The sequence below is a fragment of the Empedobacter sp. R750 genome (assembly GCF_030324345.1).
In the GTDB taxonomy this organism is placed as follows: Bacteria; Bacteroidota; Bacteroidia; order Flavobacteriales; family Weeksellaceae; genus Empedobacter; species Empedobacter falsenii_C.
In genome coordinates, this window is record NZ_JACAGF010000002.1 from 272,310 (window position 1) to 287,290 (window position 14,981).

15 protein-coding genes are annotated in these 14,981 nt (G+C 32.8%); 4 read left to right on the forward strand and 11 right to left on the reverse strand.

The features are described 5' to 3' along the window. Positions 1-46 precede the first annotated feature (46 nt). Positions 47-961 carry a 23S rRNA pseudouridine(2604) synthase RluF gene (gene rluF / locus HXZ74_RS03750; protein ID WP_286473901.1) on the reverse strand — a complete coding sequence of 305 codons (915 nt, stop codon included), beginning with the start codon at positions 959-961 and terminating at the stop codon, positions 47-49. A gap of 110 nt (positions 962-1,071) precedes the next feature. Here rluF and HXZ74_RS03755 point away from each other — a divergent pair, with 110 nt between their 5' ends. After that, a complete protein-coding gene (locus tag HXZ74_RS03755) occupies positions 1,072-1,419 on the forward strand; it encodes an arsenate reductase family protein (protein WP_286473903.1) in 348 nt (115 codons plus the stop codon). 9 nt (positions 1,420-1,428) lie between these two features. Next, positions 1,429-3,567, forward strand: a complete 2,139-nt coding sequence (locus tag HXZ74_RS03760) for a S9 family peptidase (protein WP_286473907.1) — start codon at positions 1,429-1,431, stop codon at positions 3,565-3,567. Positions 3,568-3,607: 40 nt separating this feature from the next. Here HXZ74_RS03760 and HXZ74_RS03765 read toward each other — a convergent pair whose 3' ends face one another. The 10 genes from HXZ74_RS03765 to HXZ74_RS03810 all read right to left on the reverse strand — a co-directional run bounded on the left by HXZ74_RS03765 (position 3,608) and on the right by HXZ74_RS03810 (position 13,380). After that, on the reverse strand, positions 3,608-4,243 hold the full coding sequence (locus tag HXZ74_RS03765) for a hypothetical protein (RefSeq protein WP_125349202.1): 636 nt from the start codon (positions 4,241-4,243) through the stop codon (positions 3,608-3,610). Between the two features lie 25 nt (positions 4,244-4,268). Beyond that, positions 4,269-6,470: a M1 family metallopeptidase gene (locus tag HXZ74_RS03770; protein ID WP_286473908.1), complete on the reverse strand. Its 2,202-nt coding sequence runs from the start codon at positions 6,468-6,470 to the stop codon at positions 4,269-4,271. A 69-nt stretch (positions 6,471-6,539) separates the two neighbouring features. Then, positions 6,540-6,920 (reverse strand): alpha-N-acetylglucosaminidase N-terminal domain-containing protein, encoded by a 381-nt coding sequence (locus tag HXZ74_RS03775; protein ID WP_286473910.1) that lies wholly within the window; start codon positions 6,918-6,920, stop codon positions 6,540-6,542. A gap of 98 nt (positions 6,921-7,018) precedes the next feature. Beyond that, the gene (locus HXZ74_RS03780) at positions 7,019-7,630 is read right to left on the reverse strand and encodes a DUF4254 domain-containing protein (RefSeq protein WP_286473912.1); all 612 of its coding nucleotides are present in this window, start codon (positions 7,628-7,630) and stop codon (positions 7,019-7,021) included. 81 nt (positions 7,631-7,711) lie between these two features. Beyond that, positions 7,712-7,894: a twin-arginine translocase TatA/TatE family subunit gene (tatA, locus tag HXZ74_RS03785; protein WP_038336575.1), complete on the reverse strand. Its 183-nt coding sequence runs from the start codon at positions 7,892-7,894 to the stop codon at positions 7,712-7,714. Between the two features lie 37 nt (positions 7,895-7,931). After that, complete coding sequence (locus tag HXZ74_RS03790) at positions 7,932-9,599, reverse strand: murein hydrolase activator EnvC family protein (RefSeq protein ID WP_286473913.1); 1,668 nt, start codon at positions 9,597-9,599, stop codon at positions 7,932-7,934. Next, a complete protein-coding gene (gene lolB1, locus HXZ74_RS03795; RefSeq protein ID WP_219034666.1) occupies positions 9,599-10,399 on the reverse strand; it encodes a lipoprotein insertase outer membrane protein LolB1 in 801 nt (266 codons plus the stop codon). The genes HXZ74_RS03790 and lolB1 overlap by 1 nt, the downstream gene beginning before the upstream one ends. A 6-nt stretch (positions 10,400-10,405) precedes the next feature. Further along, the gene (locus HXZ74_RS03800) at positions 10,406-11,428 is read right to left on the reverse strand and encodes a sugar phosphate nucleotidyltransferase (RefSeq protein ID WP_280045870.1); all 1,023 of its coding nucleotides are present in this window, start codon (positions 11,426-11,428) and stop codon (positions 10,406-10,408) included. 96 nt (positions 11,429-11,524) lie between these two features. Continuing rightward, positions 11,525-11,959, reverse strand: a complete 435-nt coding sequence (gene dut, locus HXZ74_RS03805) for a dUTP diphosphatase (protein WP_038336568.1) — start codon at positions 11,957-11,959, stop codon at positions 11,525-11,527. Positions 11,960-11,961: 2 nt separating this feature from the next. Then, positions 11,962-13,380, reverse strand: a complete 1,419-nt coding sequence (locus HXZ74_RS03810) for a lipopolysaccharide biosynthesis protein (RefSeq protein WP_280045871.1) — start codon at positions 13,378-13,380, stop codon at positions 11,962-11,964. A gap of 96 nt (positions 13,381-13,476) precedes the next feature. On the opposite strand from HXZ74_RS03810, the gene HXZ74_RS03815 reads away from it, so the two are divergent. After that, complete coding sequence (locus HXZ74_RS03815) at positions 13,477-14,478, forward strand: NAD(P)H-dependent glycerol-3-phosphate dehydrogenase (protein ID WP_280035193.1); 1,002 nt, start codon at positions 13,477-13,479, stop codon at positions 14,476-14,478. A gap of 1 nt (position 14,479) precedes the next feature. Next, the gene (locus tag HXZ74_RS03820; RefSeq protein WP_125349195.1) at positions 14,480-14,893 is read left to right on the forward strand and encodes a hypothetical protein; all 414 of its coding nucleotides are present in this window, start codon (positions 14,480-14,482) and stop codon (positions 14,891-14,893) included. Positions 14,894-14,981: the final 88 nt, after the last annotated feature.

Sequence of the window (14,981 nt, forward strand, 5' to 3'; positions counted from 1 at the left end):
GACCAAAATGTATAAAAAAAGACGAATAATATTCGTCTTTTCAATTTTATCTTCTTTTACCAAATTTCCCTCCTTTGGTATTTGTTGGTGGTTTACTTTTTCCTACTCTAGCCTGAGTTGTTGATTTTTTTACAGGCTTTTTGATTGATTTTCCTTTCGAATCTTTAAAATCTGGAGAAATTTCTTTTGTTTTTTTCGAAGATGATTTTTTTGATTTTGAAGCTGGTTTCTTTTCTTCATGTTTTTCAGAATCTCTCGTTAATCGATTGATTTCCGCTAATTCTTCTGCTGTTAAATCTCGGTGTTGACCAATTCCTACGTTCAACGTTAAGTTCATAATTCGAACTCGTTCTAATTTTTTTACACCATATCCAAAATATTCGCACATACGACGAATCTGTCTATTCAAACCTTGGATTAATGTAATTTTGAAAACATTTGTACTTATTTTTTCGATCTTACATTTCTTCGTTACTTGATTTAAAATCGGAACACCTTTCGACATACGTTCGCAAAATTCGTCCGTAATTGGTTTATCAACGGTTACAATATATTCTTTTTCGTGATTATTTCCTGCACGTAAAATCTTATTCACAATATCGCCATCACTCGTCAATAAAATCAACCCTTGCGAATCTTTATCTAAACGACCAATCGGGAAAATTCGTTCTCCAAACGAAAGAAAATCGACAATATTATCTGGATCTGTAGGATCTGTTGTACAGGTAACACCCACAGGTTTATTAAGCATAATATAAACCGCATGCTCCTTTTCGCGCGGTTCTATTTCGACACCTTTTACAGTCACCACGTCATTTGGTCCTACAAATTGCCCAATTTTAGCAACTCGTCCATTAATTTGTACCAAACGATTTTCGATGTATTGATCTGCTTCGCGACGCGAACAAAAACCACTATCGCTAATATATTTGTTTAAACGCAAAAAATTAGTTTCTTCCATACTTGCAAAGATAGTTTTTTATCGATTTGAAATATATTTTGACAAAATTCTTTATCATTCTGCAAAACGATGAAACTTATTTATCTTTACAAAACCAAAGATTTTGAGAAATGAAAAAAGTATTTTTTTTGAAAACTTGCGATACGTGCAAACGTATTATGAAAGAGTTTGATTTTACAGGTTTTAATTTGCATGAAATAAAATCGACTGCGATAACAGCAGAAGAATTAGAAGAAATGAAGAATTTAGCTGGGAGTTACGAAGCTTTATTTTCGAGACGTGCACAGAATTACAAAAAATTAGGATTGAAAGATCAACAGCTTTCTGAAGATGATATCAAAAATTATATTTTATCTGATTATACTTTCCTAAAACGTCCTGTAGTGGTAGACGGAGACAAAATTTTTATTGGGAACGAAAAGAAAAACTTAGAAGCCCTTGGGCAATATTTGAAATAGAAATCACACATGAAAAAAACAATTTTATTGAGTACACTTTTAATGAGCGCTAGTTTATTGGCTCAGAAAAAGAATGTCACAATGGAAGATGCTGTACTTGGATTATCGACGAATTTACGTATCGAAAATCTAAATCAAGTTCAATGGATTCCGAATCAAAATGCGTACACACAAAATGTAAAAACGTCTTATGGCGAAGCTTTAATCAAGAAAGAAGTTCCTTCTCTTAAAACTGATACAATTTTTAGAAGTTCTCAATTTGAGAATAAAAGAATTCCTTCTTTGAATTGGATTAATGATAAGCAAGCTTATTATTCGACAAAAACAGGTTATAAAACAATTACAACTGCTGGTCAACAAAATGATTGGTTGAAATTACCTGATAATGCAGAAAATGAAGAATTTGATGCAACAAATAATCAAGTTGGATATGTGGTTGATAACAATTTATTTTTTGTTGATAAAACTGGAAAAACGCATCAAATTACCAAAGACGGAAAATATGAAATTGTGAATGGAAAATCGGTTCATCAAAATGAATTCGGTATTCACAAAGGAATTTTCATTTCGCCAAAAGGAAATTTAGTTGCGTTTTATAGAATGGATCAAACAGCGGTTACAGATTATCCAATTATCGATTGGTCGGTACAACCTGCGGTAAACAAAAACATCAAATATCCATTTGCTGGAACAAAAAATCATACGGTTACGTTAGGTGTTTATAATCCATCCACTCAAAAAACGATTTTCTTAGAAACTCATCCAGAAGTTGATCATTATTTAACTTCGGTTACGTGGTCGCCAGATGAAAAACATATTTATATCGCGTTACTTTCTCGTAATCAAAAACACATGGAATTGAATCAATATGATGCTGTTTCAGGGAAATTGATTAAAACATTATTCAAAGAAGATGATGCAAAATATGTAGAACCTCAAAACGAATTACATTTTATTCCAGGAAAAAATAACGAGTTTGTTTGGTGGTCGCAACGTGATGGTTTTATGCATTTGTATCGCTTCAATACAGACGGAAAATTATTAAACCAAATCACAAAAGGAGATTGGATTGTAACGGATCTTGTTGGCGAAAATGCGAAGAAAAAAGAATTCTTAATTATAACAACAAAAGATTCTCCGAAAGATCGTCATTTATATACAGTGAATTGGGAGAATGGAAAATTGCGTAAAATAACAACAGATGCAGGAACGCACAATGTTTCGGTTTCAACGAATGGAGAATATGCAATTGATAATTGGAGCAATGATAACACGCCTCGTAAAATTGATGTGTTGGATGCAAATGGAAAATTCAAACAAAATATCTTAACTGCTCAAAATCCTTTGGCAAATTACAACACAGCGAAAGTTGAAAATGTAACATTAAAAGCAGATGATGGAACAGATTTGTATGGAAAATTGATTTATCCTACAAACTTTGATTCTTCGAAAAAATATCCAGTTATCGTTTATTTGTACAATGGTCCTCACGCGCAGTTAATCACGAATCGTTTTCCTGCAACAGGAAATCTTTGGTACGATCATTTAGCGGAAAAAGGTTATGTTGTGTTTACAATGGACGGACGCGGATCAGCTAATAGAGGTCTTAAATTTGAGCAAGCGATTCACGGAAATGTGGCAACTACAGAAATGAATGACCAAATGAAAGGTGTCGATTTCTTGAAAACTTTACCTTTCGTAGATGCGGAACGTATGGGAATTCATGGTTGGTCTTATGGTGGATTTATGACAACATCATTCATGTTACGTAAACCTGACGTTTTCAAAGTTGGAGTTGCTGGTGGACCAGTTTTAGATTGGACGCAATACGAAATTATGTACACAGAGCGTTACATGGAATCGCCGCAAGATAATCCTGAAGGTTTCAAAAACACAAATTTAATTAATCGTGTAAAAGACTTAAAAGGTAAATTATTGATGATTCACGGAGCGCAAGATAATGTGGTTGTTTGGCAACATTCAATTGATTTTATTCGCGAAGCAGTGAAAAATGGTGTTCAAATGGATTACTTTGTTTATCCTGGACATGAGCATAATGTTCGTGGAAAAGACCGCGTTCATTTGATGCAAAAAATTACAGATTACTTCGATTTATATCTTAAACCAGAGGGTACTTCTCAAAAATAATAGTCAACAAAAAACCACTTCTTGCGAAGTGGTTTTTTATTTATTCTCCTGAAATCTTGTACCAATTTTTTTCAAGTTTTTTATTCTGAGTAGGGTCTGTTTTTACTTTCTCATCAAATATTTTTGAGTAATTTTTTGATTCAGTATAAATATATTTAGAATCAGGAGTAAAAAAGGAAAACTTGGAAATAAAAAATTCTATTGTGTATTTATTCTCTATATCCTTTCTTACAACTATTTTATTTCCATCATTTGATATTACTGGATATTCAAAAGGTGCTTTATACAGATAAAATTCTTTGTCATTCTCAAGATTAATTTTATCTTTTTTTATATCCTCAACAATTTCCATTCTTTTATTATATAGTAATACCCAATCAAATCGCTCAATTAGATTGTGTGGGATAGAATTAAAAATTGTCAAAAATAGAATCATTAATGCGAATAAAAATTTAAAAATTCTTTTCTTAAAATCTAATCGTTTTCTACTCTGAAAAAGTTTTACACCATTTCTAATTGATAAAAGAAAAAATAAAAAGGCGACAAAAAACAAAATAAACTGAGCTACAAAGTCCCAAATTTCATAAAAAATCAATAATTGTAATAAAATCCATGAAAGGAATATCAAAAAATATATGAAATAATTGTTCGGATATAAAATATTATCACCCTTCATTTTCAATGTATTACAACTTAAACTTTTACTTCTTCGTAAATTCGAATTTTTGTCCAGCTTCTTCTACAGAAAATGTCTTTTTATCTTTTGCAAAAGTCAATTCTAAACCACCTTGTTCATTCACAAATTTACCATCACCTTGATAATCTAACGGAATAGTTTGTCCACCAAAAACTAAATTCAATTTATCGTTTTCAGCTTTCAACACAAATTCTGCATTGATTTGTTTGTTCGTAAATGTACCTTCATATTCTTTTGGATTAATCTTTTCAACAGGTTTTGCATCACCCATATTGAATGTATTATTCTTCAAATCTACATCTGGTAAAGCACCTTTTGGATCTAATTTAACCGTCGAAACTTCTTTTGTTGAAGGCACTTTGAAAGTCCATTCTGTATTACGTTTCCAAACTTCAATCGGTAATTTAACTTCTTGAGAAGTTCCATCTTTAAAGTTAACTTGAACAGTAGTTGGCATTGGTAATTGACCAAAATTTTCAACTTTCAAAATCAAGCCTTTTTTATAATCACCATCTACATATTTTGCGCTGTTAATTCCTTGATCAATTGTCCATTTATTCAAGAACCAACCTCTCCAAAACCACGATAATTCCTCTCCCGAAACATTTTCCATTGTACGGAAAAAATCTTCTGGCGTTGGATGTTTATATGCCCAATATTTGATGTATTGACGTAATGCTTTATCAAATTTTTCTTCGCCCAAAATTGTTTCACGTAAAACTTTCATTCCCGCTCCCGGCTTATAATACAACAATGCACCGATATTTCTTTCGCGCATATTGTCTGGTTGCGTTGTTACAGGCTCAAGATTATCGCTGAATAAATAACCCGCCATTCGTTGTGCAGATTGCTTTTTGTAATATTCGCCATTGTTGAAATTCTTCGTCGAAATATCATTGATAAATGTATTAAAACCTTCGTCCATCCAACCATGAACACGCTCATTAGAACCAACAATCATCGGGAACCAAATATGTCCAAATTCGTGATCTGTAACGCCCCAAAGACTTTCTCCTTTCGAAGTCAAATGACAAAAAACAATACCCGGATATTCCATTCCACCCTCATTTCCTGCTACATTTGTCGCCGCTGGATAAGGATATTCTAACCATTGTTTCGAGTAATGTTCAATAGAAGCTTTTGTATATTCTGTCGATCTTCCCCAAGCTTCATTTCCGTCACTTTCTACTGGATAAGCCGAAATTGCCAATGATTTTTGACCACTTGGAAGATTAATTTTTGCTGCATCTAAGATAAATGAAGATGATGAAGCCCAAGCAAAATCGCGTGTATTCTGAATTTTAAATTTCCACGTTTTTGTTCCTTTAGCAACTTTTGTCGCTTTGTTTACCTCATCAGCAGAACGAATAATAACGGTTTTATCACTCGATTTTGCTTTGTTCCAACGGCTTACTTCTTCTTTTGAGTAGACCTCATTTTCATTCAATAATTCTCCCGAACCAACCACATAATGCGTTGACGGAACCGTAATACTGGCTGTTACATCTCCATATTCCAGATAAAATTCTCCTGGACCTAGATAAGGCAAAGTATTCCATCCCATAATATCATCATAAACCGCCATTCTCGGAAACCATTGCGCCATCGTAAAGATTTTACCATTTTTAGTCGGTTCCACTCCCATTCTGTCCGCTCCATAATTTGGCGAAACAAACGAATATTCAATCTTGATTTTTGTTTTTCCTCCACGCGCTTTCAAATGATTAATCAAATCAATTTGCATACGCGTATCTGAAATCGTGTACTTCGCTTCTTTTCCGTCTATTTGAACAGATTTAATTTTATAACCTCCTTCAAATTCAGAAGTTGAATCACCATAACGGCTTCCAGAAATTGGTAATAAAGCACTTCCACGAGATTCTTTTTTGAATAAATTTTGATCTAATTGTAACCACAAAAAGTCTAAATCATCAAAACTATTGTTGGTATATGTAATTTCAGATGTTCCCGAAATTTCATTTTTTTCTTCATTCAAACTAACATTCAGATTATAATCTGCACGATTTTGCCAATAATTATGACCTGGTTTTCCACTCGCTGAACGAGTTTCTGTTGCATTATTCTGATAAAAAAATGGTTTAAAAGCTTCTTGATAATCGTATTTAGGTTTCTCTTGTTGACCAAAAACCGAAATCGAAAATAAACTTATTCCTAAAAGTAAGGGTTTGAAATAATTTTTCTTCATGTGTGAAATTTTACAGTAATTATAAAAATACCTCATATTTTTCAATACGAGGTAATTTCAACTTTATAATTATTCTAAAATTTTAGCTTGAAGCTTCTTAAATTCTTCTGGCGTAGATTTTTTTGGTTGATTAATTTGCGGAAGTTTTGCAAGCTGAGATTTGTTATCGCCCATATGCGAAATGCTTTGGTGTGCCACATGTTTCGCATACCAATCTAATCCGCGCGAAGCTGCACTTGTAGACGATGCTGATATATATAGTTTATCTTTTTTCGTTTCGATGACAAAGACATCTTCGTCATTTTCTTTTGGAATCTCTTTGAGTACAATTTTGTTCTTCAACCACGGAAATTGCCTCGTAGCCAAATCTTTTACTGCAGCATATTGTGCATACAATTGTGTACCCAAAATAAATAAGGTAAAGCAAGTAATAAATTTCAGTTTTTTCATTCTAATGTTTTGATTAGATGAAATTAACACATTTGTACGCAATAAAAAACTCATCCAAAAAAGATGAGTTTTCTATATTTTATTAATTTTTATGAAAATCATTTCTTGTTTGCATAAAGAACTGGATTCAAATTCTCGTCATTATACATTTTCATTTGTTTATACACTTTCATGTATTTTTTACCCGCTTCAAAATCAGCCAATAATTCTTCAATCGCAGTTGATAAATCTTGATGTTGTTGATTCAAAACATCTAATTTCACTTGACAAGCAGCTTTATGTTCTGGAGTTGCATCTTCACGTTCTACCTCTTGTTTCATGTGATAAACCTTAAGCGATAAAATAGAAAAACGGTCTACAGCCCACGCAGGAGATTCTGTATTATATGTTGCATCTTCTTTTACGTCAACGTTCGCATATTGTTGTAAAAACCAGCTATCCACATATTCTACCATATCTGTACGTTCTTGGTTTGATTTATCAATCCAACGTTTTAAACTTAGCGCTTCAACAGGATCAATTTGTGGATCACGAATAATATCTTCTAAATGCCACTGAACTGTATCAATCCAATTTTTTTTGTACAATAAATGAGCGATTAAATCTTCTTCGCTATATGGATTTTCTATTTGACGATTTACATCATCATATTTGTGATAATCATTGATACTTTGATTAAAAATAGACCAAGCTTTATCTGTGAATTTCATGTTTTGTTTTAGTTTATAAAATAAAAGCATTGTAATTGTATACGCAACTACAATGCTTTATTATTTAATTAAAAATATATTTTAATTTTCTTTTTTGTCAGAAGTACTTTCTGTAGCTTCTGATTTGTTATCATCTTTTGTTGCTTTCTTGAATTCGTTTAATCCAGAACCTAATCCTTTCATTAATTCAGGAATTTTCTTTCCTCCGAATAATAATAACACAACAAGTACGATTACGATCCATTCTTTACCTCCTAATCCCATACTGAATTGATTTTAATGCAAATATATAATTTATTTATTACATTCCCGCTACCCAAGAAGCAGGATTTTGTTTTGTTGTTCCACTCCAAATTTGGAAATTCATGACTGTTTCACCATCTCCACTTGTATAGATAATTCCTAAAGATTGACCACGTTTTACATCATCACCTTTCGAAACACTTACACTTGACAAGTTTGTATAAACTGAATAATATGAACCATGTCTTACCAATACAGATTTACCATTTCCAGATACACTCATTACAGCTTGAACAGTTCCTTCGTAAACGGCACGTGCATGTGCACCACGATAAGTTGAAATATCAACACCACTATTTTGTGTTGTAATATTAGATAAAACTGGGTGAGAATTAGAACCAAATCTACTTACAACCGTTCCTTTATCAACAGGCCAAGGTAAACGACCTCTGTTTGATGAGAACTCTCCCGAAATACCTTCAGAATCTGGACGTTCTGCAAAAGTTTCAGCTGGTTTTACCGCATCTACTTTTACGACACGTTCTTTTTCTGGTACTTTTACAACAACTTTCTGTTCAGCTTCTATTTTCGCTTTACGCTCAGCTTCTGCTTTTGCCGCAGCAATTTTACGTGCATCTTCCTCTTTTTGAGCTTTAAGACGCGCATCTTCTTCCGCTTTACGTTGGGCAATAATTCGTTGACGTTCAGCTTCAGCTTCACGTTCTAATTGCTCAAATTTAGAAATCTCAGTTTTCGCTGTAGAAACGAAACTTCCAGTTGGATGATGAGTTAAATAAGATTGATACGCTTGTTTTGTATGCGCAGAACGTGCAATATTCCATGCTTTGGCATCATTCTCAATTCTTAAAATAGCTGTACGAGCAGATTTCGCGTAATCACCTTTCGGATTATCTCTTAAATATTCGTTATAAGAGGCAATAGAGTTTCCTCGTTTTGCTTCGTTCCAATCTTTTAAATCTTTTTCTGCTCGAATCTTCGCTTGACGAATTTCTTCTTCAATGATTGCTTTAATCTGTGCATCAATTTGACGTTGTTGTGCTTCTTTCGCATTGATTTCTGCAGCAATAACACCTTCATTTTTACGGAATTCTTCAACGGCTTTCTCTTTTGTTAAACGTTCTTTTTCAAGATTTTGACTAAACAACGTTTGTTGAGAAAGTACTTTTTCTTTTTCGTCCTTCGCTTTTTCTTTTTGCGCTTTTTTCGTCTGAATATCAGTTTGTTTACCGATAATTTCATTCGCTTGTCCTAATTGGAAAGCCGAATATTTTTCTAAATATTTGATACGACGATAAGCCTCTCCCAAACTTTTAGAAGAAAGCACAAAAAGTAATTTATTTTCAACAGATTTGTTCTTATATGCACGAACCAAAACCTGTTTGTAGTCTTTTTTTAGCTCAACCAACTCGCGCGAAAGTTTATTAATCTCTAACTGAGTTAAATAAATTTCGTCCTCGATAAAGCGTTTTTCTTTTGATAAGTTGTTGACTAATTTTGTTTGAACCTGAATTTTTTTCGTCAAATTCTGCACAAAATCAACATTTAACTTCGAATTTTGCTTATTAACCTCGAGTTGTTTGTTTAAGTTTATAATCTCTTTTTTAAGCTGAGCATTCTGTTTTTGTAAGTTCGCTTTATTGTACGGAACCTGCGCAAACACTGATAATGACAACGTTAAAAGTACAGTTGATAAAACAAACTTCATTATTTTATTTCTTTTTTCTTATACCCATCTGGAATTGAGAACGGTGTGTTCGTTTCCTGAAACGTAAAACTATTATATTCCAAGTCTATTTGACGCGTTTTTTTCTCTTTTATAATAATTTTAACATTTTTCGGAAATTCCTCTGCTCCAGCTTTTACCCAATTGTCGTAAGCCAAATCAACTTCCATTTTTCGTTTTGGATCTTTTAGATGAGCTTCTTTCAATCGGAAACCGTTATCAAAAACATATGTTTGTATGTATTCGCCTTCTTTTGGAGAAGTTGCAATCGCTTGATTTTTATTATATGTAATCGTATATTGATTATTCGCAAAAGTCGCTGTATAATCTGTAGGATTAAGATCAACGAAAACTTTTCCTAACATCAAATTTTGTAATTTTTGATAATCGATAAAATCAACTTTCAATAATTTATTTGCAATAGAAAAATCTCCTTCATAATATGTTCCACCTAACTTTTCAAAAGCCGAAAAACCATCAGGCGTAATCAATGCGCGTGCACCTGTAAATCCAAATTTTGTAGCATTAACCCATATCTTTTGTCCATTTTTCACAGCAATTGTAGCATTTACATCTCCAGAAATTTCTTCTAAATCTGCCGTTACTTTTGCCTTAATCGTTAAATCTTTGAATGATGTTTTTTTTGACAAGGTTTGCTGAATAATTTTCGAAGAAGCTGAAACAACTTCTGTATTATCTTTATCTACTTTTGCTACTTTCTGAGTGTTACAAGCTGTTGCAAGAACTCCTAAACAAAAGATATACGTTAATTTTTTGATCATAATTTATTAAGCTTCGTGAGATTTAAAATCCAATTCTGAGTAATCTCCTAAACTGATACTGCGCGAAACACCGTAATATTTGGCATTGTTTCCGATCATTGTATCTGTAAGATTTGCATTACTGATGATTGAATTTTCTTGAATCAAACTGTTATCAATATTCGAGTTTTCAACAACTGTTCCATTTCCTAATGAAACAAAAGGTCCAATTTTCGAATTTTTAATCACAACATTTTCTCCAATAAAACATGGCTCGATGATTAATGAATTGTCAACCGTTGCTGATGCAGCAATTCCTTTAAATTCTTCTTTATCTAAGTTAAGAACACGAGTGTTTGTATCTACAGTAACGGCTTTGTTACCACAATCCATCCATTCGTCTACTTTTCCAAGCGTAAATTTATCACCCGCAGCACGCATATTTTCTAATGCATCCGTCAATTGATATTCACCTCCTTTTTGAATATCATTTTCTAATAAATATTCGATTTCTTTATATAGCTTTTGTCCATCACGGAAAAAGTAAATTCCGATAATTGCTAAATCCGAAACAAATTCTTTTGGTTTTTCTACGAAATCAGTGATAACACTGTTATCGTCTAATTTCACAACTCCAAAAGCTGATGGATTTTCAACTTGTTTTACCCAAACAACCCCATCCGACTCCATATCTAATTTGAAATCTGCACGAAATAATGTGTCTGCATACGCCACAACCGTTGGTCCATCCAAAGCTTCTTTTGCCATCCAAATAGAATGTGCTGTTCCAAGCGGCTCCAATTGATGACAAATTGTTCCTTTTGCTCCTAATTTTTCTGCAATTGCAATTAAATCAGCTTCAACCTCAGCTCCAAAATCACCAATTACAAAAGCAATTTCGTCAATTTTTTCTGAACAAACTTTTGCAATATCTTCTACCAAACGATGTACGATTGGTTTTCCAGCAATTGGAATTAATGGTTTTGGTGTTGTTAATGTATGAGGGCGTAAACGTGAACCACGTCCTGCCATTGGGATAATAATTTTCATTTTATTTCTAAAAATATTTTTTGTTAGATTGATATTTTATGATTGGATTAATTCTTTTTTACATTCTTCGACAAGCTCAGAATGATAAAAAAATATTTATTGTTTTCCTGTACTTCCGAAACCTCCAGCTCCTCGTTCAGTTTCATTTAATGCATTAGATTCTTCCCATTCAACCGTTTCGTGTTTTGCGATTACTAATTGTGCAATACGTTCACCATCGTTGATTGTGACTGCTTCGTTAGAAACATTCGCTAAAATAACACCGATTTCTCCACGATAATCTGCGTCGATTGTTCCAGGAGAATTCAAACAAGTTAAACCATATTTTAACGCCATTCCACTACGAGGACGAACTTGTGCTTCGTAACCTGCTGGTAGCTCAATGCTCAATCCTGTTGGAATTAATCTTCTTTCCAAAGGTTTTAATTCGATTGGTGCATCAATGTTAGCAGTTAAATCCATTCCAGCCGATAAAGCTGTTTTATATTCTGGTAAAGCGTGTTTCGAGATGTTGATAACTTTTACTTTCATCTTTATTTTCTTAGTTTTTTAAGTGTGTTTTTTTCCGCAAACGCAATAAGCGCAATGTACACGATTAGAATCAGATTACCAATAATCAAATTAGAATCGAGCATATAATAATTTGTACATGCTAGAGCAATTGCAATTCCCATGTAAAGTAGAATTTTATTCACCTTATATGGAATTGGATAAACTTTCTGCCCCCAAATGTACGAAATCACCATCATTACACCATACGCCAATAAAGTTGTCCAAGCAGAAACCATAAATCCATATTTTGGCAATAAAAAAACATTCAAAATAATTGTAATTGCACCACCTACTAATGAAATTATTGTTCCGATACTTGTTCTATCCGTTACTTTGTACCAAGTTGAAAGGTTGTAATAAATTCCGAAAAATAAATTCGCAATTAAAATAATTGGAACAATATCTAAAGCATTCCAATAAGTTGAATTTGGAACAAATATTTTCTTAATCCAATCAATATTTGCTAAAATTCCAAGAATCACAATATTACAAATGATACTGAAAAAGAACAGAATATTCGCATACGTCTGTTTTGCATCTCCTTTTTTGGCAACTTTAAAGAAAAATGGTTCTATACCCATTCGATAAGCTGTTACGAAAAGCGTCATCAATGTTGCTAATTTGTAACAAGCGCCATAAGAACCCGCTGCTGCTGGATCTATTAATTGTCGTTGAACTAATTTATCGAAATTTTCATTCAAAATATAACCTAAACCAGCAATCATAATCGGATAACCGTACAAAAACATTTGCTTGAAAAGTGGTTGATCAAATTTGAATTGAACATGACGTACAACGCCTATTAACAATACAAAACCTAAAATACTCGCTAATAAATTCGCAATAAATGGATAGGAAATCGCATTATCAAAACCAAGACTTAGCATAAAATCTTTCGAAACATAATACAACAAACCAATTGTCAAAACTGCTTGAAAAACATTCTGAATTACGCGAATTGCTGTATATAATATTGGTCGATTTTTAAAACGTAGAACTGCAAAAGGAATCACACAAATTGCATCAAAAAAAGCAATCCAGGCAAACCATAACAAGTATTCGGGATGATCGCTATAGTTTGCAAAATCTGCCAAAGGTTGTAAAAAAAGAAAAACCAAAACGAGCATCGCAGTGGAACTCATTACCATAAACCAAAAAGCTGTATTCAACACTTTTTGATACATTCCTTCTTCGGTTGCGTAGCGGAAAAAGGCTGTTTCGAAACCAAATGTTAAAATGACATTCAGGAAAGAAACCGCAGAATATAATTGAGAAAACATTGCAAAATCTGAATTATCAACTTGCTTGATAATAAAAAAATTCAATGCTAAAATAATTACCCTCGGCAAAATAGAGCCAATACCGTAGATAATGGTCTCACTAAAAAGCTTTTTATACAAAGTCGTTAAAATTTTTACAAAATTGAGTTTCTTTTCGTAAAATTCAAAATACCTAAGCTACAAATTAATTAACTTTGTCTGTTCAATACATATATTATGATAGAGTTATCTAATCGTAAAGTTGGATTAATAGGGAATGGAAGCTGGGCAACTGCGATTGCAAAAATGCTGAATAAAAACCTCGAAACTTTCAACTGGTGGGTAAAAGATGAATACGTAAAAGGATATTTGGAGCGAAATAGACACAATCCAAATTATTTAACTGATGTCGAATTTAAGTCAGAAAAGCTTAAAATTTCAACGGATATCAACGAAGTTGTCATGAATTCGGATATCATCTTTTTGGTTGTGCCATCTATTTACGTTGCCGATTGTTTGAGTAAATTAACTGTTCCGTTGACAGATAAATTTGTTGTGACATCAATCAAAGGAATTATTCCAGATTATTATCAATTGGTTGGACAATATTTATTTGATAAATTCGACGTAAAAGAAGAACAATTAGGAATTGTAAGCGGTCCTTGTCACGCTGAGGAAGTTGCTTTGGAGCGTCTTTCATATTTGACAATTGCGGCGCAAAACGAAGCTAAAGCACAAGTTGTTGCGGATTGTTTAGCATGTGATTTTATCAAAACAAAACTTTCAAATGATATTTACGGAACTGAATTTGGAGCGGTATTGAAAAATATTTACGCAATTGCAGCAGGTATTGCACATGGTTTGGGTTATGGAGATAATTTCCAAGCAGTTTTGATGAGTAACGCAATTCGAGAAATGAATCATATCTTGAAAACAGCAAGTCCAATGAAACGTAAAATTAACGATTCGGCTTATTTAGGCGATTTGTTGGTGACTGGATATTCGTTCTTTTCACGAAATCGTATGTTTGGGAATATGATCGGAAAAGGTTACACCGTAAAATCTGCTATTTTGGAGATGAACATGGTTGCCGAAGGTTACTATGCAACAAAAGGTGTGGCGATTATGAATGAGCAATATCAAATAAAAGCGCCAATTATCAACGCTGTTCATAAGATTTTATACGAAGATAAAAATCCGAAGAAAACTTTCGAAAAGTTGTCTAAAAAATTAGATTAAGATGATTAAACAAGATTTTATTTCAAAATATATTCAAGAATTAAACAAAACATTAGCACGAATTATTTCGTTAGAAGTCGGAAATGCTGATGAAGGTTTTTTGATTATTTTCAATCAAATGTTACAATCGTATTACAAAATTGATGACAATAATTTGTCGACTTTATTGGAAGCAAACGAAGAACGCGATCAGTTTTTGTTGGCAGATGAATTGAAAAAGAAAAATATTTTGACGTTTATGAAAGCGATTCGTATTTATCTAAATCGAGAAGATATTGTAAAAGCAAAAGCATCTTACGAAGTCTTGAAACGCATTGAAAGCATCAATTCTGGAATTTTTCAATTTCCGACAGAAGAAGATAATTTGATTGCGCAAGAACGAAAAGTTGTGGAAGAAAAAATGAGTAATTTGTAAGACCTTGTCAAGGTTTTGAACCTTGACAAGGTCTCTAAAAAATAATTAAAAGCTAACCAATAATTTGATTGTTGTGTTGGCTTTTTTT